Raw genomic sequence first — 21736 nt, 5'->3', positions numbered from 1 at the left:
GTTCAATCACCGAGCACGAGCAACACCAGCACCGTCCCCAGCACGAGCAGCGACAGCGCGACGCCCGGCTGGCCGCCGCTCGATAGCAGAAAGATACTGTAGCCGCCGACGGCGACGCCACCGGCCAGCAGCGTGCTCGCCGCGGCGTGGACGGCCTCGACACGCCCGCCAGCGCTCGATCGCAACTGCTCGGCCAGCGAGATGGCGTTCTCGCCGACGTCCCAGCACAGCACCGTCCCGACCATCGCGAGCAGGACGAGTCCTGGATCGGCCTCGGCCACGCCGGCGAGAACGACGCCGGCGAACAGCGCGAACACCCCGCCGGCGAGGACGAGCCGCGACGTGCGACGAACTCCGAACAGTGCCAGCGGTACCCCGAGTAACGCGACGATTCCGCCACCGAGACTCGCGGCGACCGCCGCCAGAAGTGCCGTCGCACCGGTCAGCGCCAGTCCCTGCCGGGACGGGCTGCGCTCGACGCTCATCGCGACCACCGCCGAGTGGCGCGAGTCGTGGCAGCCTCAAGCGGTTCGTCGAACTCCCAGTCGATCACGCGGACATCGGCTCGTCGGAGCCGTGACAGTCGGAGTTGGCGTTCCATGTGCGCAGTCGTCCGCCCCGGCGAGACGGTCGTGGTCGGATCGGGGCTGACGACCGTCATCGGATACCCGTAGGCGTGGAGTCGGCGCGCCATCCAGACGGCCGTGTCGTCACACAGCGGCGAGAACAACACGAGCTGGGCGTTCTTCGGGAGCTTCTTCCGCAGGCGACGCATGGCCACGATCGGATAGAAGCGCTTGTCACCGCCGGTCTCGGTGAAGGCGCTGTCGGTCGTCAACAGCCGGCGAGCCAGCGGCCAGTGGCCGTGGCCAGCACCGGGCGCGAGCCAGCAGTCGTCGGCCGCCAGCGCCGCCAGCCCGACGCGGTCGTCGCTGTCGAGGCGACTGAGGAAGACCTCCGCGACGGCCCCGAGGCTGCGCTCGAGCGCGCTCGACGAGCTTCGATCGGGGGCGACGAACGCCTCGTCGCGGGCGTCGATCAGCAACACGACCGTCGCGGCGTGTTCCTCGCGGAACTGCAGGGTCGCCATCCCGCCGCCGCGGGCCGCCCGGTTCCAGTCGATCCGCTTCATCGGATCACCGCTGCGATACTCCCGCACGGAGTGAAACTCCAGGCCACTGCCACCGCTGTCAGTGACGACGCGACCGACGTCTCGGGACGTCTGGGTCCGAACCGGAACAGACAGCTCCTGGGTCGGGCGAGGCTCACACCGGATGAACTGTTCGCCCTCGGCGTCGACAGTCGCGGTCCGCTCGATCCCGCCGCTGGGATCGCGGGCCACGACCAGCGGCGACTCGAAGCGGTGCTCGCCGCGGTCGGCCTCGACGACGTACGCAAAGCGGGTCGAAGCGCCGGGCTGGAGGGTCGTCCCGTGGCGTGGCGACCCATCGACGACGCCCAGGCTGGGCGGCACGCCGTCGAGCAGTCGCAGATCGAAGGCCATCCCGTCGCCAGCGTTGGTCACGGTCACCGTCACTCGGACCTCCTCGCCGGGGTTGGGGTCGTCCTCGTCGACGGCCCGCTCGACGACGAGCGCCGGTGCGGGCGTCGAGCCGAGGTATCGATACGCGATCAGGCCAGTTCCGGGAACGGCCGCAAGTACGAGCGACGGCGCCCGCAAGAGGACACCCAGACCGACCGCAGTCAGCGTCAGCGCACCGACGAGTCGCCACCGATTGGTCTCTCGGTCTCGAAACTCGACGTCCTCGAAGCGACCGACCCAGCCCTCCTCGATAGCCGAGATGTCACCGCGGTCGTCGGGGTCGGTCCACTCGCGGTCGGTGACCGAGAGACGATCGGCAATAGCGGCGATCGCGTGGCGAGCCTGGACCTCGCGCACCCGGACCCGAGAGGCACGCAAGCGCGCCCGTTCGACGGCCGAGAACGGCTGACCCGAGGTGAAGAAGCTGGCGGCGATCCGGTCGTCGGTCCACCCGCCCGACTGGATCGTCTCCTGGGCTTCCTCGGCCGCGGCCCCGGTCTGGGCGAGCGCCCGTTCGAGGAGGTCTTCGAGGCGCTCGCGGACGTCCTTGAGCTGTCTGTAGAGCCCGGCGGAGCTGTCGGCTCTGGCACCGACGAGATCGGCGTCGAGGGACTCTCCCGGGACGGAGATCGTCGACCGATACTCGACCAGCGGCGGATCGAGCTGGTCGTGCTCGCCACGAAGGTATCGAACCGTGAACGTGAGCGCCGCGCCGAGCGCGAACAGCGCCATCAACAGTTCGATAACGAACGTGAGATCGAGCGTCGGAGAGAGTCCAGGGACGGCGATGAAGACGGCTGCGATCCCGACCAGCACGACCGCGATCGCGAGCGTGACGAGCGCGGCACTGGAAAGCGTCCGGTCCCGCTGTTCGTCCGGCAGCGGGACGCGTGCCTTGCCGGCGGCGTCGGCCGGTCCGTCGTCGCTCTGTCGGTCGGTCATCTCACCATCAGACATCGTCGTCACCTCCGGCGTAGGTCTCCTGGATACGGCGCAGCGCCTCGCTAGCTCGCTGTTCGCGCTCGTCGGTCACTCCCGCGTCACCGTAGCGTACCTCCTCGAACAGCCAGGTGAGTTCCCGGACGTCGTCGGGAACCATCCCGGCGTCGATGGCGACATCGGCGAACTCCTCGGGCGTGGTCGTTCGCGGATTCTCGACCTCCAGTGCAGCGGTCATCTCACGCCAGGCCCGATAGATCGCGTTCTCGACCGTCTCGGAGTCTCCCTCGAGCTTGTCGGCTGCGCGGCCCGCAGCCTCGCCGACGGCCTGGACATCGCCAGTCTCGGACTCGGCTTCTTCGGCAGGTGTCGAGACGGCGACGTCGGTATCAGTCCCGGAGAACCGATAGATCGCCGCGACGAGCGCCAAGGCGACGACGCCGAAGGCCCCGAGCAAGACGATCGGAACGTCGGTGTTCTGGGTCGGTGACTCGGTCGGGACCCGCCCGTTGCCGTCACCACCGCCGCCGTCTACGGGCGTCGGTGTGGGTGTCACTTCGGGTCTGCCATCCCCGACGAACGCCGACAGATCCAGCACCGCCGAGAGCACGAGCATCCCGACGAGGAGGATGAGAGCGAACGCGACGACGACCACGACGACGGTCCGTACGTTGAGCGCCTTCGCGAGGAAATACAGAGCCGTCAAGGCCGTGATAGTAAAGATCACTGCCCCCGCGTACAGGAAGATTTCGGGTAGGTCGCCACCACCCTTCGAACCCGTCAGCTGGCCGTCCTCGGAATCGTCAGGAGTCTCCGGACCGAACCCAGTCCCGTCGCCGGACCGATCCTCCGCAGAGGGCGTCGAGACCGTCGCAGCCGCCAGCGCGAGGCCGGCGACACAGACCGCCGCGACCACCAGGACGACGATGCGATTGCGATTCACTTTCGGGGCTTCGGCGGCCCCCGATTTGAGGGTTTTCCATCGGATCAATCCTGAAGGTTGTCTTGAGGCGGTCCGTGCCCGCCACCGCCGGGCGTCTCGATCCTGACGACCGTCCCGGCAGGAACTTCCCGGGTGGTCTTCGCGCCGACGACCTCGCCGTCGATCAGATTACGGCCCGGCTGTCCGTCCTCGCCACTGGCCAGTCCCTTCGGTGCGTGGCGACGCCGCTCGGTCAACAGCGAGACCGTCGCGTCGGCCTCGGTCCTGAGTTCCCGGACGAGTCCGTTCCCGCCGCGATGGCGGCCCGCGCCGCCGCTGCCCTCGCGGATGGCGTAGGTCTGCACTCGCAGCGGATAGGCCCCCTCCAGGGTCTCGACCGGTGTGTTCAGGGTGTTGGTCATCCCGACCTGGACCCCCGAGAGCCCGTCGCCGTCAGGGCGCGCACCCGCGCCGCCGCCGATGGTCTCGTAGTAGGCGAACGCATCTGTGCCGATTACGAGGTTGTTCATCGTCCCCTGCCCGCCCGCGGGGACGCGCTCGGGAACAGCTTCGGCCAGCGCCGCGAAGACGACGTCGGTGACTCGCTGGCTCGTCTCGACGTTGCCCCCGACCACTGCGGCGGGCGGATCCGGGTTCAGTAGCGACCCCTCGGGTGCGCGAACCGTCACCGGCTCGTAGCAGCCGTGATTCGGCGGCACGTCGGGATCGGTCACACACCGAAGGACGTAGTAGACCGCGCTCTTCGCGACCGCTATCGGTGCGTTGACGTTGCCCTCGACCTGCGGGGCCGTCCCCACGAAGTCCACGTCCAGTTCGGCGCCGTCGATCTCGACCGTGACCTCGATCGGGACGTCCGAATCGATCACGCCGTCGCCCTCCAGCACGTCGCTGGCGCGGTAGGTGCCGTCCGGGAGCTCCCGGAGTTCGCGCTCGACGCGCTCGCGAGAGTAGTCGATCACGGCGTCGAACGCCGCCAGCAGCCGGTCACCGTGGGTTTCGAGCAACTCACCGACGCGCTCGGCCCCGCGCTCGTTGGCAGCCAACTGTGCCTGCAGATCCGCTCGGCGCTCGGCCGGCGCGCGGACGTTCGCCAGCAATATCGACATGGCATCGTCGACGACCGACCCCTCCGAAACGAGTCGGACCGGGGGCAGACGGAGCCCCTCCTGGGTGATCTCGCGCGCACCGGCAGGCATACTCCCGGGCGTCATGCCACCGACGTCGGCGTGGTGGGCGCGAGAGACGGCGTAGCCCACAATCTCCTCCTCAGCTGGAGTGATTGGCGAGACGAGGGTGATGTCCGGCAGGTGGGTCCCACCCTGGAAGGGGTCGTTGAGCGCGAAGACGTCGCCCGGCTTCGGGTCGCGTTCGAGCACGACTTCGACGGCGTCGGGCATCGCGCCGAGGTGGACCGGGATATGTTCGGCCTGGGCGACCATCCGCCCCTCTGCGTCGAACAGCGCCGTCGAGCAGTCACGGCGCTCGGTGATGTTCGGCGAGTACGCGCCGCGAATCAGCACTTCGCCCATCTCCTCGGCGACGCTCTCCAGTTGGTTCCTGAGAATCTCCAGTTCGACCGCGTCGAGATCGGTCATTGCTCACCTCCCTCGGCGTCGGCGGCCTCCAGGCGCAACGTCCCGCGGTCGTCGACGGTGGCCGTCCAGTCCGGGGGGACGAGGACCGTGCTCTCGCCGCCCTCGAAAACGGCTGGTCCGTCGATTTGCTGGTCGACGCTGAGACGCGCAGGATCGTGGATCGCCGTCTCTCGCAGTTCACCGTCGAAGACTGCCTCGCGTGTCTCCAGTTGCGAATCGCCATCCCCGTCGTGGCCGACCGGCGGCGGGTCACCAGGCGTCGTCGCCGTGGCCCGCAGCGTGACGAGTTCGACCTGTTCGTCGTCGAGATGGTAGCCGTGCTCGCGCTCGTGCACGGCCTGGAAGCGGTCGGTCACGACGGCAGGATCGAACGGATCGGGGACCTCGACGTCGAGTTCGAACCGCTGGCCGGCGTAGCGACAGGCCGCCGAGCGGTCGACCGTCGCTGCCTCGGAGTCGGCGCTCTCGACGAGCACCTGCTCGGCGAGGTCGGCGTAGATCGACTCGATCCGCTCGACATCGGCCTCGGAGAGTGGCGTCCGGTGAGTTCGGACGGCGTCGTGGACCTCGTCGGCCGCGAGCAGGCCGACGGCCGAACGGACGCCGCTGGCCCGCGGGACGAGTACGCGTTCGATCCCCAGCCGCTCGGCCAGCGCGGCGGCGTGCATCGGGCCGGCGCCACCGAACGCCACGAGCGCGAACGCGCGCGGGTCGTGACCGCGTTCGACCGTCACCGTCCTGATCGCCCGGGTCATCGCGGCGTTGGCGACCCGGTAGACGCCCTCGGCGGCCACGCGAGCGTCGGCCAGTCCCGCTTCGTCGGCCAGTTCGTCCAGCGCCGCGCGAGCGGGTTCGACCGCAAGTTCGAGATCCTCTCCGAGGACGGTGTCGGGCCCGAGATAGCCAAGCAAGAGGTTCGCGTCCGTCACAGTCGGTTCGGTGCCGCCGTGGCCGTAGCAGGCCGGGCCGGGATCGGCACCCGCAGAGCGTGGTCCGACCCGCAATGCTCCGCCCTCGTCGACCCAGGCGATCGAGCCGCCGCCGGCACCGACGGTGTGGACGTCGACCATCGGGACTCGGACCGGATAGCCACCGACGTCGGCCTCGGTGGTCTGGACGGCCTCGCCGTTGCGGACGAGGCTCACGTCACTCGACGTGCCGCCCATGTCGAAGGTCACCAGTCCCGCGCCGTCGCCCCCGAGCATCGACGCCCCGACGACCCCCGCGGCAGGCCCGGACATCACCGTCGTCGCAGCGTGCTCGCGAACGACGTCGACGTCGGCGATGCCGCCGTTGCCCTGCATCACGCGCGGTTCGGGCAAACCGGCCGCGCTCGCCCGACGCACCAGTCGATCGAGGTAGGCGTCGACGACGGGTGTGACGAACGCCTCCGCGACCGTGGTGGCAGTCCGCTCGTACTCGCGCACCGTCGCCAGCACCTCGTGGGAGGCCGACACCGGGCACTCGAGTTCCTCGCGCAGGATCTCCGCCACTCGCTGTTCGTTTTCGGGATGGGCATAGGCATGCAGCAGACTGACTGCGACGCTCTCGGCGTCGATACCGCCTGCGAGTTCGCGAACGGCCTCGGGACCGACGGGCGTCTCGACCCCGTCAGGGGTCGCACGCTCATCGACAGTGTATCGTCGCTCGCGCGGGACGAGTGGGTCGGGTTTCGTCACCGAGAGATCGTAGAGTGCGGGCCGGTCCTGTCTGGCGATCTCGAGTACGTCTGCGAACCCATCGGTCGTGACGAGCGCCGTCTCGGCGCCGTCGCCTTCCAGCAGCGCGTTGACCGCGACGGTCGTTCCGTGGCGGAAGCGATCCACGTCGCCAGGGACGATCCCGGCGCGGTCGCAGGCAACCTCGATGCCGTCGAGGACCCCCTCGCTCTGGTCGTCGGTCGTCGGTACTTTCGCGGTCGTCAACTGGCCGTCGACGACCAGCGCGACGTCAGTGAAGGTGCCGCCGACGTCGACCCCGAGCCACACCGTTGTCATTGCCGAACTGTCCGGGGCCACCGGCTAAATCCCCTCGGTCCGGGTCGGATCCTCGTTCCTACGTAAGAAATAATACGTCCGGCTGTGTGAACAGTTCACTATGGGAGCGCCAGGACGCGACGTCGAGTACACGATGGCCGACGTGACCAAAGTCTTCGAGAACCGCGACGACTACGCCGAGCCGCTGACCGCCAGCGAGATCGCCGAGGAGGTCGGCTGCTCGCGCCGGACGGCATTGAACAAGCTCACAGAGCTAGCCGAGAAGACTGACGTGACGAGCAAGAAAGTCGGGGGCCGCAGCCGCGTGTGGTGGATCCCGGTCCGAATCGAACGATGAGCGATCGGACTGCGGTCTACACGATCGACCCCGAGACAGCCCAGCTGCTGGGCAGCGAGATCCGCGCGGTGATCCTCGACGAACTGGCCGAGGGCGACCGCTCGATCACGCAGTTGAACGAGCTGCTGGACGAGCGCGGATTCGAGTTAGCCGAAACCTCCGTCCGTCACCACGTCGGCGTCCTCGAAGACGCCGGCATGCTCGAGGTCGCCCGCCGAGAGGACGTCAACGGCGGGACCCGGAAGTTCTACCGGGCGACTGTCCGAGCCTACGCCTTCGACGCGAGCGACGCCGAGAGGCGCCTGCACGCCATGCAGGGGCTGGTCCGGGCGGAACTGCTCTCGCTGTGCTCGCGCCTCGGTGCGACCCACCGCGAGGACTTCACCGCTGCGGCCGGGAGTCTCGAACCACAGGACTGCTACGAGAACGGCGATCAGGGCGCGTACGTCTTCCGAGAGCTGGTCGAGCGAGCGCTCGCCGACCTCGAAACGAGCGGGACGCTCGACGAACGATTGCCGCCGATCTCCTGATTCTTTGCGGCCGTATTCCGAGAAACCACGCTCGAGCGGTGCGCTTCCGTGAAGATTGTGACTTGCGAGTTCCAGGTGCCCGCTCACCAATTCTATATCGCACTATATCATTCATCACTCCACACGCGGGGCTTTTGGCCGTCAAGCGAGAACAGCGCTGTATGGTCCAGAACGTCGCTCCAGTGATAGCGGAGCTCGAACCCGAGGATTTCCATCTGCTCTCGGGGATCGAGCAAGGGATGCGCTTCTCGGAGTGGGTCCAGCGCGAGAAGGTACCCGAGTTCTCGGGACTCACAGACGAAGATGTCACCTATCGGCTCGATCGCTGCATGGATCGCGAGCTGATCGAACGCAAGACCATCCAGTACGAGGGCTACACCCTGACCTTCGAGGGGTACGACGCGCTCGCGTTGCACACCTTCGCCGAGCGCGAGACGATCAGCGGCGTGGGCGCACCCCTGGGCGTCGGCAAGGAGAGCGACGTCTACGAAGTGCAGTCCTATCGCCCGCTCGCGCTGAAGTACCACCGCGAGGGCTACACCAACTTCCGGGAAGTGATGAAAGAACGCGAATACACCGCCGACCGCGAGCACGTCTCCTGGCAGTACACCGCTCGCAAGGCCGCCGAACGCGAATACGACGCCCTCGAAACTCTCTACCCGGACGTCCGCGTCCCCCAGCCGATCGATCACAACCGCCACGCCATCGTCATGGAGCGCATGGACGGCGTCGAACTCTCGAAGGCGGGTCTCGACCCCGGACAGGCAGTCGGAATCCTGAACCTGATCCTCGAAGAGATCCAGACCGCCTACCACGAAGGGTACGTCCACGCCGACATCAGCGAGTACAACGTCTTCGTCGACAGCGAGGGAATCACAATCTTCGACTGGCCCCAAGCTGTGCCGACTGACCACGAGAACAGCGACGAACTGCTCGCTCGCGACGTCGAAAACATCGTCGGGTACTTCCGGCGAAAACACCCCCAGAAACTAGCCAAATCCATCGATATCGATAGTTTGAGTCGATCTCTTCGTGAGGATTCGTTCGAGTCCGTGCGTGCGTTCGAGGCCTAGTAAAGCATATTTTGCTATATAAAATTCTCTGGGCGTGGGCGAAGCGACGATCAGAGAAGACTGTCGAATGAGCGCGTCGATCAACTGCCGTCCGCCGGTATCGAGGCTGGATTGGGTCTTTCGAGGAGTGCGACGAGGTCTGCTTCCGTCACCGGCTGTGCACGCGCGTCGAGTCCCGCCTCGCGAGCGACACGGACTGGGGCCGGCGGGTGCAGGTTCGCCTTCGCCAGGAGAGCGCCGTCGTAGAACACTTCCCGGGGCGTGCCACTGCCCGCGACGTTGCCATCGACCATCACGCAGACACGGTCTGCGACCTCGGCGGCGAATTCGAGGTCGTGCGTCGACAGGACGACACTGATCCCCTCCTCGTGGATCTGCGCGATTCGGTCGGCGACCAACCGAGAGCGCTCGGGGTCGAGCCCTGCGAGCGGTTCGTCCAGTACCACGACACTCGGTTCGAGCACGAGGACGCCGGCGAGACCGACGAGGCGCTTCTCGCCACCGCTGAGATAGTGAGGGATCCGGTCTTCGAGGTGGCTCGCGTCGACGGTCGCGAGCGCCTCACGCGCTCGCGCTCTCGCTTCGTCACCGGGGACGCCGTAGTTCTGGAGGCCGAACAGCACGTCGTCGAGGACCGTGGGCGCGACGAGCTGCGTGTCTGCGTCCTGGAAGACGAACCCAACCTCCTTCCGGGCGTGCGCTTTGTTGTCCTCAGTGATCGGCGTACCGTCGACGAGTAGTTCGCCGTCGTCGGGCACGAGCGTCGCGTTCAGGTGTTCGAGCAGCGTCGACTTCCCCGCGCCGTTGCCACCGATCAGGGCGACGACTTCGTTGGGATAGATCGAGAACTCCACGTCGTGCATACCGACTGTCCCGTCGGGATAGGTGTGGGCTTCACACTGGAGGTCGACAAGCGGCGGGTCGTCTCGGCTCACAGCCCCACCCCGTAGACCGCGACCGCCGCGTAGCCGATCACGGCGACGTACGAGCCGGCGACGACGAACAGTTCGTGGATCGGTGGCCGCGAGACGTCGCCGTACACCGTGATATCGCCGTCGTAGCCGCGGGCTTCCATCGATTTGACGAGCCGTTCGGACTGCTCGATCGCCGTCAGCAAAGTCATCCCGAGAATCCGGGCGTACAGCCGTTTGTTCGACCAGAACTCCGAAAAGTTCGCGCCGCGTGAGAGCGCGGCTTTCACCAGGTCCTCCAGCGTCTCGATCATGACGAAGGTGAACCGGTAGGTGAGCAACGCGACCTGATCGATCGGGCTGGGCAGCAACCGCCCGAGCATGTACGCGACGGCCGTGTATTTCGTCGTCATCGACGCCGTCAGCGTGAACGTGACGACCGTGAGTGATCGACACGTGAGTTCGCCGAAGAGCACCAGCCCGGCCCAGGTAACCGAGAGCTCACCGATCGGTGTCGAGAGTGCTCCGAGGATCGGCGTCCCTGGTTCGAGAAACGCCAGCGGCCCGGCGACCGAGACGATGAATAATGCCGGCAGCGTGTACCACCCGGCCAGCCGTCGGTAGGGCAGCCCCGCGAGTCCGTAGACGACCAGCACGGCAGCGTACAGTCCGGCCAGCAACACGAGACTCTGCAGTACGGTGACCGCGAGCACGAGCGCACCGACGAGTCCGACCTTCGTCCAGGGGTTGACGCGGTGCAGCGGGCCGTCCCGTCGCTCGGCGAACGCCGTGAGCAACCGCGGGTCGGGGACGTGATTCGAGAGCGTCGTCACGGGTATCAGGCCACGGGTTCGTCGTCGTCGAGGCCGGCGTAGCGATCGACGTAGACGTACAGGCCGACGCCGAGGACGACCAACAGCGCGACGAGCACGCCGAATTCGAGCATCATGCCGCCCTTGCGGATGGGGCCGGCGACGACGATTCCACGGCCGAGATCGATCAGGGGGCCGCTGCCCTCTTGGGCGCCGCGCTGGAGCGCCTTCGCCGAGCGTTTCGCCCACGGCAGCGCACCGCCGGTCGCGGTGAACCCCCACAGCCCAGCGGCGAGGAAGGCCGCGAAGAGACCGAAGAGGCCGCCGTACTGCTTCCAGCGCTGCATCAGGCGGTCACCCCCGTCGGCCCCTCCCGGGTGTCGCGGTCGGCGAGCCCGACGAGGTCGGGTCGGACCGAAGCCAGGAACTGGAGGACGAAACCAGTCAGGATCCCCTCGACGACGGCGACGCCGAGGTTCAGTCCGACGAGACCGCCGACGGCGATCGCCAGGTCACCGCGGGGCAGCGCGCTCCCGTTGACGCCGCTGACGACGATGATCGCACCCATCAGGAACGCGCCCGCGGAGAGCCCGAGCGTCGCGGCGCCCGCACTGGCCGGGAAGACGTCCCAGTCCATCCCCAGCAACGTCTTGAACGCGTAGTAGGCCACGATCGCCTCGCTGGCGTTGACCAGCGTGTTCGCACCGAGCAGGCCGACCGCACCGTGGCCCAGCGCCGCCGAGAAGATGTTGACGACCAGCGCGATGAGCGCGCCCAGCAGCGGCCCAGCGAGAATCCCCACCAGCCCGGTGAGGTTCATGTGAATGCCGCCCCAGACGGGGATGTTCAACTGGAAGATCGCGAAGCTCGCGGCCGCGCCGATGCCCGCGAGCGCGATCTGGTGTGTCTCGATGCCACCCTTCCGGATGCGATAGACGACTGCGCTGATCAAACCGACGCCCAACAGCGTCCAGAACACCAATGCTACCAACGGAAACGACCCCTCGCCGAGGTGAATGTGTGCCATGTCTGTTTAACAATATTGTAGTTAGATATAATAATCTTGCCCTACTGAGTTTGTTGAGATAATAAAACATTCTGCTACTCGCACGTTGCGTTAGCGGAAGCAAGGTCACTGCACGCATCACCGACAGAGACGCCACGCGAGGCCGGATGGACAGACCGATCGGCAGTTCTCGTACAAGAGGTTTTTATCCGCGCGTCACGAACCCGAAGCTATGGGTTCCCGAATCAAGCGAGCACTCAGCCGTGCAAAGTACGCAGCAATCGGCGCCTCGATCGGCGCATTCGTCGGCGCGCTCATCAGTCGCAACGCAGCCAGCACCGGTGCCGGTCTCGGTGCACTCGTCGGTGCGACCGTCGGCGAGAAGCGCGTCGACGTCGACGAGTTCGTCGGTAATGTCCGCGACCGCAAGGAAAAGAAGGCAGCCGACGAGGCCTAACTCGGACGCGTTTTTAAATACGATCACGCCGTAGCATGCGGGTGATGGCGGGTCCGTCCTTCGACATCCCCGCGCGGCCACGGCGACGCTATCCCTACAGCGGCGGCGTCGAGTACGAGGGTGAGACGGTGTTCACGCTGACGCCCAGCGAGGACCACACCGACGAATCGCTCACCCAGCTGGTCGAGGTGGTGGTCGGAGGGTCGTACACCTACGGCGACTGGTTCGACCTGCCGATGCCGCTGTTTCTCGTCCGCGACGACGAGACTGGCGACGTCTTCCGCGTCGCAGTCAGGGACGGGACCGTCGAGTTACACGTCCTACCAGCGACCGAGTCGGCAGGGCTGCGACGATTCTACGATCGGCTCGTCGAAGAGAGCGACACTTCCTGGTCTGTCGAGTGTCGCGTCGACGCGCCGTGAAAAATAGCGTCTCCTTACTGTCGGCGACGGCCGAGTGCCACGAGTGCGAGAAGTCCAACGAGTGCGGCGACGACCCCGAAGCCGGGACCGAACGCGGAGCCAGTATCATCCGCCTCAGTCGTCTCGGTCGTGGGCTGCTCGGTCGTCGGCGAAGGCGTGTCGGTCGCGTCCGGATCGAAACCGACCACCGTGACTGATTCGGACGTGCCTTTCGCCGTCACGGTGTAGGTCAGTTCGCCGGCCGACTCGACGGGGACCGTGACCAGTCCCCGGACGTTCGTCGTTCCGACCTCGGTTCCGTCGAGCGTGACGGTGGCGTTCGGGACGGGGTCGTCGTACTCGTCGGTGACGTTGAGTTCGACGTTCTCACCGACGACGACCTGGTCCGCGGACCGGTCCACCGTCAGGTTGGGCGCTCGTGAGATGTAGAACGTCTCATCGACCGACGACTCCTCGACGACCAGCGCGGCTTCCGAAGAGGCGTACCCGGGTTTCGAGAGCGCCACGGTCGGTTCTGAGTTGACCGGAACCTGGAACGTCTGGGCACCGTTCGAGAGCGTCTGACTCGTGGCCACCGATCCGACCTGGACAGTCACGTTTTCGATCGGGCGTGGCGGATCGAAGTACGGATCGACGACAGTGATCGAAGCCTGGACTTGCCCCCGCTGCAGCGTCACGGTCGGACGGACGTGTCCCTGTACCTGAAGGGTCGTCGTATTGCTGAGATACCCTCGCTTTTCCACCGTCAGTTCGTAGGGTTCGTCCGTTCCGACCTCGATGTAGTCGGATTCGATCTGTCCGTTCTGGTCGGTTTTGCCGTCGATGACGGCGAAATCGTTTTTCACGAGCGTCACCTCCGCGTTCGGGACTGCGTTCCCCTGCGTGTTTTCGACGGTGATCGTCGCCAGAGCGTCCTCGTAGACCCCGATCTCGACACCATCGTCACCGACATCTCCCGGGTTTTCGATCACGTACGGGTCGTTTCGAACGTAACTGTCGGACTGGACCTCAATCGCGACTTCTTTGTCTTCGGGTACGTCGATGAACGTCTGACCGTTACTTACCGTCGTTGCGGTCGTCGAACCACCGTCCCAGGTTGCGTTCAGCGTCGCACCGCTGACAGGGTTGCCACCCTGTGTGACAACGGTGACCTTGACCGCTGTATCGGCAGTCGCAGTACCGATACCCCCGACAGCGACACTCGCGATGAGTAACAGCGCCAGAACCGACGCACGCGCTGGCTTCGTATCCATACGTACAACTGCGCAAGGGAATCATAAATCTCTATCGGCACTCGAAATACACCCCCCAGATCAGAACGTCGTCTGGTCGCCATCGGCGAGCAGCGCGTCGACTTCCGCGCGTCCGACGGTCGTCAGCGGCCCCGGAATCGTCCGCGTGAGCGCGGCCATCGCGACCCCGGCGTCGAGGGCGTCGTCGGTGTCGGCCCCTTCCAGCAGGCGAGCGAGAAACGCCCCGATGAACGCTTCGTGCTGGCCCGTCTCGTCGACGGCCTCGGTTTCGATGGCGTCACTGTCGTGGATCACGCCGTCGTGATAGGCCAGCGCACCGTACTCGCTGCGGGTGATGACGACCATGTGGAAGTCCCACTCGGCGGCGATCGTGTGGGCCATCTCCCGGGGCTGGCCGTTCCGATCGAGAACTGCCCGGACATCATCCTCGGAGGCGAACAGCACCTCGACGGCGTCGAAGACGTTCGTCACGGTCGCGCGCGCCTTCTCGGCCGACCACATCGACGGTCGATAGTCGAGGTCGAACGCCGCGAAGTCACTCCCGCTACCGCCGGCCCGCAGGATCGCCTGGACGGTCTCGGCGGCCGTCGAGGACAGCGCCATCGTGCTCCCGGCGGCGAAGACGCTCGCGGCGTCCTGGACCTCGTCCATCGCGAGTTCGCCGGGCGTCATCGTGCCAGCCGTCGACTCGATCCGGTCGTCGATCTCGACCGTCTCGCGTGGCTGGGGAGCCGACTCGTAGAACGTCAGTCCCTGCCTCCCGCCCTCGCTCGACGCGACGTCGGTCTCGATCCCGTGTTCGTGCAACTCCGCGAGGACGCGGCGGCCGAGCGCCGAATCCGGGAGCTTCGACAGCCAGAGCGCGTCGGTCCCCATGCGCCCGGCCGCGACGGCGACGTTGCTCGCAGTCCCGGTCGTCCGCATCCGTACGTCGGTCGCGGTCTCCAGACGTTCGTTCCCCTCCGGCGACAGCCGCAGTGACGTGTCCCCAACAGTGACCAGATCTGCCATAGCGCACACATCACGATCCAGGGGCTTAGTTGTATGTCCGGCCTAGCAGTCGGCCTCGAACAGCGTCCAGGCCGCGTCCTCTTCCAGCGAGTCGCCGATCGTCCGTTCGACCAGGATCTCGAAGCCGACCGCTCGCAACTGCTCGCGAGTCGCCTCGGGACCGGCGATGTGCCACTCCATCGCCGCGCCACCGCCGAGCCAGTCCGGGTTCGTCCCGCGCCACTCGTCGGTCCCTTCGACGAGTAGCAGCCGACCACCCGGCCGGAGAACGCGCGCAAACTCCTCGAAGACCGTCCGGTGGTCGCCCTCGGGAACGTGAATCACCGACCACAGCGCCGTCACGGCGTCGAACGCGTCGTCGGCGAACGGCAGTCGTGTCATGTCGCCCTGTGCGAGCGCCGCGGCCGGCGCGTTCTCGCTGGCCCGGGCGAGTTGACCGTGTGAGATGTCGAGGCCGACACCGCTCACGCCGTCGAGGCTGGCGAGCACGGGTATCCCCTGTCCACAGCCGGCGTCGAGCAGTCGACTGCCATCGGGCAGGTCGTCGAGAAACGACGCCAGTGCCTCGACGTCGTCGCTGTCGTCGGTTCGCTGGGCGGCGTAGTCATCGACCAGCGCGTCGTAGCCGTCGCGTACCGTCCGCTTGTCGACCATCGAGCAGTCGTTCGCGACGGCGTGATTTGAAACCCTGCGGTGGTGTGGGGATTGGCCACATCCAGATAGATACACGAGTGTGACCGAAAATATAAAACCCACAACTGGTGTTTGTGGCAGTATGCGACGGGAGTTGCTGGTGGTCGGTGTGCTGGGGCTGGTCGGGGTCGGACTGTTGCTCAATCCGGTGTATCTCTTTCCCCAGGGCGGCGAGAGTGGCCACAGGTACTGGACCGAAGAGATCGGCTCCAACGCGACCGCGAAACAAGCGCTCTACGGCTCAGACGACGTCCTCACGACCAACGCTCGGGCTACGGCGCTGGAGACGCAGGTCCTGCGGCGCGACGGACTCTCGGTAAACGGCTCGGTTCGAAGCGACATCTTGTATCGCGTCGTCTCGTTCCGCGGGGAATTCTATCACCCGACTCAGCACCAAACCGAGAACGGAACCCGGCTCTCTCTGGGGCATCTCACCCCGATGGAGGCAGTCGAACACGCGGCGATTCCGCTCGACGAGACGGCCCAACCCGTCCACACCGCCGTCGAGACGGGATCGGTGACGGTCTACGGCCATCCAGTCGGGACATTCGAACGCGAGCGGATCGTCGAGGATGACGGGGACTACTACTGGGTCGACCGCTGGCGCGGCGTGTCCTCGATGGCCGACGAGGAGTCCGCGCTGGTACTCCGACTCTGCGCGTTCCTCGCCGGAATCGGGTGTCTCCTGTACGCCGGCGAGCGGCTGTGGCGCATGCCCGCTCGTGGAGACGCTTGAGCCGAGTGGAGTGGGTTAAGTCGTTCGACCTGAAAGAGAGGGGTATGGCCGATCGAATCCTGCGGGTCAACGCCTACACGACCTTCGACCTGCTCGACGCAGTGGTCGAAGGGCACGGCTTCGAGGAGGAGGCCTTCGCCGTCCTGAACGTGACGGCCCCGCGGAACGATCCCGATCACGTCGAGTTACAGCTCGAACTGGACAACACCCAGCTCTCGGAAGTTCCCGCGCACGCCGAGAGAGTTACGCTGTCGGCAGGCCAGGCCCGGGAGCTGGCCGCGGAGCTGGACAAGTACGCCGAGAAGGTCGAACGCGCGCAAGCAGAAGGGGAGTAGCAGGCGGAGAGTGGTCCCGGGAGGAGATCAGGAGAGATCGATGTCGGCCGAACTGTCCCGTCGGTCGAAGGAGACTTCCAGAATCCCGTTGTTGTAGGTCGCACTCGCCGAGTGCTCGTCGACGGCGACCGGCAGCCGGACCCGCTCGAAGTACTCTCGCTCGGAACCGGAGGCGTCGATGGTCAGTTCCTCGCCGTCGCACTTCAGATCGATCGCTTCCTTCTCGACGCCGGGGATGTCCGCGACGACCCGGACGGCCTCGTCTTCCTCGTAGATATCCAGGTGGATGTCACGGCTCGGCGCGCGCCCGCCGTCGGCCGCCTGGCGCTCGACGTGCATGTCGAAGTCGCCGTTGGTCATCTCGTTCATCATCCGTTCGAGTTCCCGAAAGAAATCGTCGAACGGGTCGTCACGGTCGTCTCGTCTCATGTCCCCCGATACGGCGGTCCCGCCCAAAAGCCTTCGGCTCGTGACGGATTTCGTCGGCTTCGGAGGCGATAGCCGACGGCGAGCGTTCCCAGCGACTGCACAATACCGAAAAGCGTTTACTCGCTAGCGTAGCAATTTAAAACGGAGATATACCTATGAGTGCAAGCGACCCGGTCCGCATCGGGATCAACGGCTTTGGGCGTATTGGCCGCTGTGCCTTCCGTTCGGCGCTGAACAACGACGACGTCGAGATCGTGGGGATCAACGACGTCATGGACTTCGAGCAGATGGAGTATCTGGCGAAGTACGACAGCAACCTCGGCAATCTGCCGTACGACGTCTCCCTGGACGGAGACACCCTGCAGGTCGGTGACAACGCGGTGTCGCTGCACAACATCCAGAGTCCCGAGGAGCTGCCGTGGGACGACCTGGACGTCGACGTCGCCATCGAGTCGACCGGTATCTTCCGGACGAAAGACGACGCGTCGGCACACCTCGACGCCGGTGCGGACAAGACGCTGATCTCCGCGCCGCCGAAGGGTGACAAGCCCGTGCCGCAGTTCGTCTTCGGCGTCAACGAGGACGAGTACGACGGCGAGGACATCGTCTCCGGTGCCTCCTGTACGACCAACAGCGTCTCGCTGCCGATGTACGTCCTGCTGGAGGAGTTCGGCGTCGAGGCAGCCGAAATGACGACCATCCACGCCTACACCGGCTCCCAGAGCATCGTCGACGGACCCAAGTCCAAGACCCGCCGCGGCCGCGCGGCCGCCGAGAACATCGTCCCGACGACGACCGGCGCGTCGACGGCGACGACGGACATCCTGCCCGAACTGAAAGGCAAGTTCGAGGCGATGGCCGTCCGCGTCCCGACCCCGACCGGCTCGATCACCGAGATCGTCGTCGATCTGGACGGCAACCCGAGCGTCGACGAGATCAACGCCGCCTTCGAGGAGTACGCCACCGGCGAACTCGAAGGCTCGATGGGTGCGACCTGGGACGAGGTCGTCTCGCGAGACATCGTCGGCTGGGAGTACGGCTCCTGTGTCGACCTCGACCAGACCTCGACCACGGAAGGCGGCGACCTCGCGAAGATCTTCGCCTGGTACGACAACGAGATGGGCTACACCAGCCAGATGATGCGACTCGCCGAGTACATCGCGTAAGCCAGCGTCCACCGTATCGTTTTTTCAGCCAGCCACGACACCAGCCATACCACTATGCCCGAATACAACACGCTCGACGACCTCGAAGACGGCCAGCGCGTCCTCGTCCGCCTCGACCTCAACTCGCCGGTCGAGGACGGAGAGGTCCAGGACAACAACCGATTCGACCGCTACTCCGAGACGGTCGCTGCACTCGCCGACGCCGACCACAAAGTCGTGCTCATGGCCCACCAGGGTCGACCCGGTCGCGACGACTTCGTCTCGCTGCAACAGCACGCCGACATCCTCGCGGAGCACGTCGGCAAACCCGTCGAGTTCGTCGCCGACACCTTCGGCGAGGACGCCATCGCGGCCATCGAATCGCTCGAAGCGGGTGAGATTCTCCTGCTGGAGAACACCCGGATGACCGACGACGAACTACCCGAGAAAGACCCCGAAGAACACGCCGACAGCGAGTTCGTCAAGACGCTGGCACCCCACTTCGACGCCTACGTCAACGACGCCTACTCGGCGGCCCACCGCGCTCACGCTTCCACCGTGGGCTTCCCGCTCGTGCTGCCCGCGTACGCGGGTCTCGTCATGGAACGGGAGTACGAGTACAACACCTCCGTCGCCAACAAGGAGTTCGACGGTCCCGTCACGATGGTCTGTGGCGGCAACAAATCGGAGGACGTCATCAGCGTCGTCAACAACCTCGGCGGGAAGGTCGACAACTTCCTGCTGGGCGGCCTCCCGGGCGAACTGTTCCGACGCGCCCAGGGCTACCCCGTCGGCCACGACCTCGAAGGGATGGACCTGCTGGACGGCCAGTGGGACGAGACCAAGGACACCCTCGAAGACCTCGTCGAGAACCGCCTCGACGAGTTTGGTCTTCCTGTGGACTTCGCCTACGAAGGCGACGACGGCGACCGCGCGGAGATCGCACTGGAGGACATCGAGGAGAAAGAAGACGCCTACCTCGACATCGGTCACGACACCATCGAGGACTACCTGCCCTACATCGAGGAGTCCGACGCCGTCTTCGTGAAGGGTGCAGTCGGCGTGTTCGAGGACGAGCGCTTCGCCGACGGGACAGTCGAGCTCATCTCGGCGATCGCCGAATCCGACTGTTTCTCGGTGATCGGCGGCGGTGACACTGCCCGAACGCTGGATCTGTACGACATCGACGAGGACGAATTCGATCACGTCTCGATCGCCGGTGGCGCGTACCTCAACGCCCTGACCGGCAAGGAACTCGTCGCGGTCGAAGTGCTGAAAGCGAACGCCTGAGTCGTTCGCTCGCGGCTTTCCAGATCGACGTACATGCAGATCTGGACGACTGTCCGGATTGTTGTCGGTGAAGTCCGGAAAGCGAATTACCATTCTAGATAGATATTTACGCATGTGGATCCAACACACACCTGTGACGCCGCCGTATGGCAACCGCCCGAGATACTGGTGGTCGGGACGGGGGCGGGTCGACCGATCCCATCTCCCTCGTGCACGTCGATGACGACAGTGAGTTTCTCTCGGCGACCGACGCGTTCCTCACGGCTCGCGCCGAAGACGTCGAGATCGACTCGATAACTGATCCAAACGCCGTGCTCGACTACCTCGAAAGAGACGACGTCGACTGTGTGATCAGTGATTACTCCATGCCGGAGATGGACGGGCTGGCGTTGTTAGAGAGAGTCCGGGAGACGTGGCCCGAATTGCCGTTCGTCCTCTACACCGGCCGGGGGAGCGAAGAGCTGGCCAGTGAGGCGATCGCCGCAGGCGTCACCGAGTACGTCCAGAAGGGCGGCGGGACCAGTCACTACGATCTGTTGCTCCAGCGAGTCCGCAACGCTGTCGCGGCCCACCGTAGCCACCAGCGGGCCGAGGAACTCGAACACGTCGCGGGCGTCATCAGAGAGATCAACCAGGCGTTGCTCCGGGCGGACAGCCACGCGTCGCTGTTCGCCGACGCCGTCGAGACGCTGGCGGCGGCCGACCCCTACGCCGGAGCCTGGATCGCGACCACTGACGAGGGACGGCTGACGACTGCCGCGTGGGCCGGTCCCGCGGAGTGTCGCTGCTTCGAATCCGACTCCTCGTCGGTGGGAGCGCTGGCCCACGACGCGGTCGATTCCGAGCGAGTGTGCGTCCGCCAGCGGATCGCCCCCGATTCGATCGACGCCGACGCGGGGTTCGTCCCCGGCGCGGACTACCGATCGGTGGCCACCGTGCCGCTGGTGGCAGACGGCGACGTCGGCGGCGTCCTCGTCGTCTTCGGCCACGACAGCGAGGCGTTCGACACGGCCGAGTGTGACCTCCTCGAAGAGGTCGCCGGCGACATCGGCTTTGCCATCGACGCGATCGCGCTCAGAGCGCAACTCGAACACCGTGCGACCGAACTCGAACTACTCTCGCGCGTGCTCAGACACGACATCCGCAACGACATCCAGATCGTGCTCGGCTGGTGTGCACTGCTCGCGGAAGGGGCCGACGGCGATCAGCAGGCCTTCGTCGAGAAGATCGAGACGACCAGCCGCCACATCGACGAGTTGACCGACAGCGCCCGCGAGATCGTCGAGGCGCTGGTCGCCAACGGAGACACCTTGCTGGAACCGACCGCGATCGGCCCGCTGCTGGAAGCCGAAATCGAGAAGGCGGCCGAGGCGTTCGAGGACGCCGCGTTCACGCTGGTCGACCACACCGATGGGCCGGTCGTCCTGGCAAACGAGATGTTGAGTTCGGTGTTCCGAAACGTCCTGAACAACGCCGTCCAGCACAACGACGGCGACGAGTCGCAGGTCGAAATCGCCGTGACCGAGACAGACGGCCAGGTCGTCGTCCGCGTCGCCGACGACGGCCCCGGTATTCCCCTGGATCGCCGCGAGCGCGTCTTCGGGAAGGGCGAACGCGGGTTCGGCAGCGGTGGCACGGGGATGGGACTGTACCTCGTCGCGACGCTCGTCGATCTCTACGAGGGAACGGTTCGGATCGAGGGCGGCGACCCCGGAACGGTCGTCGTGATCGAACTCCCGACAGTCTAAGGGGCTGGTCGCCGAAGGCCCACCTATGCTTGTCGGCATCGTCTCAGACACCCACGACAACGGCGACGTGGTCGAACGCGCAGTCGCGGTCTTCGAGGACGAGGACGTCGACGCAGTGATACACTGCGGCGATTTCGTCGCACCGTTCTCGGCGACCCCTTTCGACGCGGACTTCGAGTTCTACGCCGTCCGTGGCAACAACGACGGCGAGTGGAACCTCCAGAACGTGATCGATGGCTTCGGCACCTACCTCGGCGAGATGAGCGAACTCACGCTCGGAGGGTCCGAGTTCGCGGTCTATCACGGCACGAGCGAACCGATCGTCGACGCCCTGCTCGACTGTGGGCGCTACGACTACGTCTGTCGCGGCCACACCCACCAGCGCGTCCACGAAGAGCGCGACGGAACCGTCCACCTCAATCCCGGTGGCATCGCGATCCCGCCCGCGCCGGGCGAGCCCGCCGCAGTCGTGCTTGACACCGAGACCGGCGACGTCGAGTTCCACGACATCGGGTAGCGAGCTAGTGTGAA

General features: G+C 65.9%; 24 protein-coding genes. 11 read left to right on the top strand and 13 right to left on the bottom strand.

What is annotated here, in order from left to right; all coding sequences use genetic code 11:
* Positions 1-2: 2 nt before the first annotated feature.
* The 5 genes from DV733_RS07845 to DV733_RS07825 are packed head-to-tail and all read right to left on the bottom strand — an operon-like array spanning position 3 to position 7017.
* Positions 3-485: a DUF7519 family protein gene (locus DV733_RS07845; protein ID WP_049995222.1), complete on the bottom strand. Its 483-nt coding sequence runs from the start codon at positions 483-485 to the stop codon at positions 3-5.
* Positions 482-2500 carry a DUF58 domain-containing protein gene (locus DV733_RS07840; RefSeq protein WP_202594311.1) on the bottom strand — a complete coding sequence of 673 codons (2019 nt, stop codon included), beginning with the start codon at positions 2498-2500 and terminating at the stop codon, positions 482-484. The genes DV733_RS07845 and DV733_RS07840 overlap by 4 nt, the downstream gene beginning before the upstream one ends.
* A complete protein-coding gene (locus DV733_RS07835; protein WP_049995223.1) occupies positions 2493-3425 on the bottom strand; it encodes a DUF4129 domain-containing protein in 933 nt (310 codons plus the stop codon). The genes DV733_RS07840 and DV733_RS07835 overlap by 8 nt, the downstream gene beginning before the upstream one ends.
* A 44-nt stretch (positions 3426-3469) precedes the next feature.
* Positions 3470-5020 (bottom strand): hydantoinase B/oxoprolinase family protein, encoded by a 1551-nt coding sequence (locus DV733_RS07830; protein WP_049995224.1) that lies wholly within the window; start codon positions 5018-5020, stop codon positions 3470-3472.
* Entirely contained in the window at positions 5017-7017 is a 2001-nt protein-coding gene (locus DV733_RS07825) for a hydantoinase/oxoprolinase family protein (protein WP_049995225.1), read from the bottom strand. The genes DV733_RS07830 and DV733_RS07825 overlap by 4 nt, the downstream gene beginning before the upstream one ends.
* Before the next feature lie 100 nt (positions 7018-7117).
* Here DV733_RS07825 and DV733_RS07820 point away from each other — a divergent pair, with 100 nt between their 5' ends.
* From DV733_RS07820 to DV733_RS07810, 3 genes are all read left to right on the top strand, one after another.
* Positions 7118-7354 carry an HTH domain-containing protein gene (locus DV733_RS07820; RefSeq protein ID WP_049995226.1) on the top strand — a complete coding sequence of 79 codons (237 nt, stop codon included), beginning with the start codon at positions 7118-7120 and terminating at the stop codon, positions 7352-7354.
* Positions 7351-7884 carry an ArsR/SmtB family transcription factor gene (locus DV733_RS07815; protein WP_049995227.1) on the top strand — a complete coding sequence of 178 codons (534 nt, stop codon included), beginning with the start codon at positions 7351-7353 and terminating at the stop codon, positions 7882-7884. The genes DV733_RS07820 and DV733_RS07815 overlap by 4 nt, the downstream gene beginning before the upstream one ends.
* A gap of 161 nt (positions 7885-8045) precedes the next feature.
* Positions 8046-8957: a serine/threonine-protein kinase RIO2 gene (locus DV733_RS07810; RefSeq protein WP_049995228.1), complete on the top strand. Its 912-nt coding sequence runs from the start codon at positions 8046-8048 to the stop codon at positions 8955-8957.
* An 80-nt stretch (positions 8958-9037) separates the two neighbouring features.
* On the opposite strand, the gene DV733_RS07805 is transcribed toward DV733_RS07810, so the two are convergent.
* The 4 genes from DV733_RS07805 to DV733_RS07790 all read right to left on the bottom strand — a co-directional run bounded on the left by DV733_RS07805 (position 9038) and on the right by DV733_RS07790 (position 11707).
* Entirely contained in the window at positions 9038-9820 is a 783-nt protein-coding gene (locus DV733_RS07805; protein WP_394346231.1) for an energy-coupling factor ABC transporter ATP-binding protein, read from the bottom strand.
* Between the two features lie 68 nt (positions 9821-9888).
* On the bottom strand, positions 9889-10701 hold the full coding sequence (gene cbiQ, locus DV733_RS07800; RefSeq protein ID WP_049995230.1) for a cobalt ECF transporter T component CbiQ: 813 nt from the start codon (positions 10699-10701) through the stop codon (positions 9889-9891).
* Between the two features lie 5 nt (positions 10702-10706).
* On the bottom strand, positions 10707-11027 hold the full coding sequence (locus DV733_RS07795) for a hypothetical protein (RefSeq protein ID WP_049995231.1): 321 nt from the start codon (positions 11025-11027) through the stop codon (positions 10707-10709).
* Complete coding sequence (locus tag DV733_RS07790; RefSeq protein WP_049995232.1) at positions 11027-11707, bottom strand: energy-coupling factor ABC transporter permease; 681 nt, start codon at positions 11705-11707, stop codon at positions 11027-11029. Before DV733_RS07790 ends, DV733_RS07795 begins: the two co-directional genes overlap by 1 nt.
* Positions 11708-11918: 211 nt before the next feature.
* Between DV733_RS07790 and DV733_RS07785 the strand changes: the two genes are divergently transcribed.
* Both DV733_RS07785 and DV733_RS07780 read left to right on the top strand, forming a co-directional pair.
* Positions 11919-12143 carry a YMGG-like glycine zipper-containing protein gene (locus DV733_RS07785; protein WP_049995233.1) on the top strand — a complete coding sequence of 75 codons (225 nt, stop codon included), beginning with the start codon at positions 11919-11921 and terminating at the stop codon, positions 12141-12143.
* Positions 12144-12184: 41 nt separating this feature from the next.
* Positions 12185-12565 carry a hypothetical protein gene (locus DV733_RS07780; protein ID WP_174876514.1) on the top strand — a complete coding sequence of 127 codons (381 nt, stop codon included), beginning with the start codon at positions 12185-12187 and terminating at the stop codon, positions 12563-12565.
* 14 nt (positions 12566-12579) lie between these two features.
* Here the strand turns inward: DV733_RS07780 and DV733_RS17785 are convergent, their stop codons facing one another.
* Genes DV733_RS17785 through DV733_RS07765 form a run of 3 tightly spaced genes read right to left on the bottom strand, consistent with a single transcriptional unit; the run spans position 12580 to position 15483 of the window.
* Positions 12580-13818 (bottom strand): PGF-CTERM sorting domain-containing protein, encoded by a 1239-nt coding sequence (locus DV733_RS17785; protein WP_049995235.1) that lies wholly within the window; start codon positions 13816-13818, stop codon positions 12580-12582.
* Positions 13819-13878: 60 nt separating this feature from the next.
* Positions 13879-14829 carry a sugar kinase gene (locus DV733_RS07770; protein ID WP_049995236.1) on the bottom strand — a complete coding sequence of 317 codons (951 nt, stop codon included), beginning with the start codon at positions 14827-14829 and terminating at the stop codon, positions 13879-13881.
* 42 nt (positions 14830-14871) lie between these two features.
* Entirely contained in the window at positions 14872-15483 is a 612-nt protein-coding gene (locus DV733_RS07765; RefSeq protein ID WP_049995237.1) for a class I SAM-dependent methyltransferase, read from the bottom strand.
* A 121-nt stretch (positions 15484-15604) separates the two neighbouring features.
* On the opposite strand from DV733_RS07765, the gene DV733_RS07760 reads away from it, so the two are divergent.
* Positions 15605-16258, top strand: coding sequence for a hypothetical protein (locus DV733_RS07760; protein ID WP_049995238.1), 654 nt, complete (start codon positions 15605-15607; stop codon positions 16256-16258).
* 44 nt (positions 16259-16302) lie between these two features.
* Positions 16303-16593: a DUF6360 family protein gene (locus DV733_RS07755; RefSeq protein ID WP_049995239.1), complete on the top strand. Its 291-nt coding sequence runs from the start codon at positions 16303-16305 to the stop codon at positions 16591-16593.
* A 27-nt stretch (positions 16594-16620) separates the two neighbouring features.
* On the opposite strand, the gene DV733_RS07750 is transcribed toward DV733_RS07755, so the two are convergent.
* Complete coding sequence (locus tag DV733_RS07750) at positions 16621-17022, bottom strand: Hsp20/alpha crystallin family protein (RefSeq protein ID WP_049995240.1); 402 nt, start codon at positions 17020-17022, stop codon at positions 16621-16623.
* 155 nt (positions 17023-17177) lie between these two features.
* Between DV733_RS07750 and gap the strand changes: the two genes are divergently transcribed.
* The 4 genes from gap (at position 17178) to DV733_RS07730 (ending at position 21722) form a co-directional block, all read left to right on the top strand.
* Complete coding sequence (gene gap / locus DV733_RS07745) at positions 17178-18188, top strand: type I glyceraldehyde-3-phosphate dehydrogenase (RefSeq protein ID WP_049995241.1); 1011 nt, start codon at positions 17178-17180, stop codon at positions 18186-18188.
* A 54-nt stretch (positions 18189-18242) separates the two neighbouring features.
* Positions 18243-19457, top strand: a complete 1215-nt coding sequence (locus DV733_RS07740; RefSeq protein ID WP_049995242.1) for a phosphoglycerate kinase — start codon at positions 18243-18245, stop codon at positions 19455-19457.
* A 146-nt stretch (positions 19458-19603) separates the two neighbouring features.
* Positions 19604-21205 (top strand): ATP-binding protein, encoded by a 1602-nt coding sequence (locus DV733_RS07735; protein ID WP_049995243.1) that lies wholly within the window; start codon positions 19604-19606, stop codon positions 21203-21205.
* Between the two features lie 25 nt (positions 21206-21230).
* Positions 21231-21722: a metallophosphoesterase gene (locus DV733_RS07730; RefSeq protein ID WP_049995244.1), complete on the top strand. Its 492-nt coding sequence runs from the start codon at positions 21231-21233 to the stop codon at positions 21720-21722.
* Positions 21723-21736: the final 14 nt, after the last annotated feature.

This window comes from Halapricum salinum (assembly GCF_004799665.1).
In the GTDB taxonomy this organism is placed as follows: domain Archaea; phylum Halobacteriota; class Halobacteria; order Halobacteriales; family Haloarculaceae; genus Halapricum; species Halapricum salinum.
Note: the sequence above shows the minus strand (reverse complement) of the source record. Positions and strands in the feature narration are given on the sequence as shown.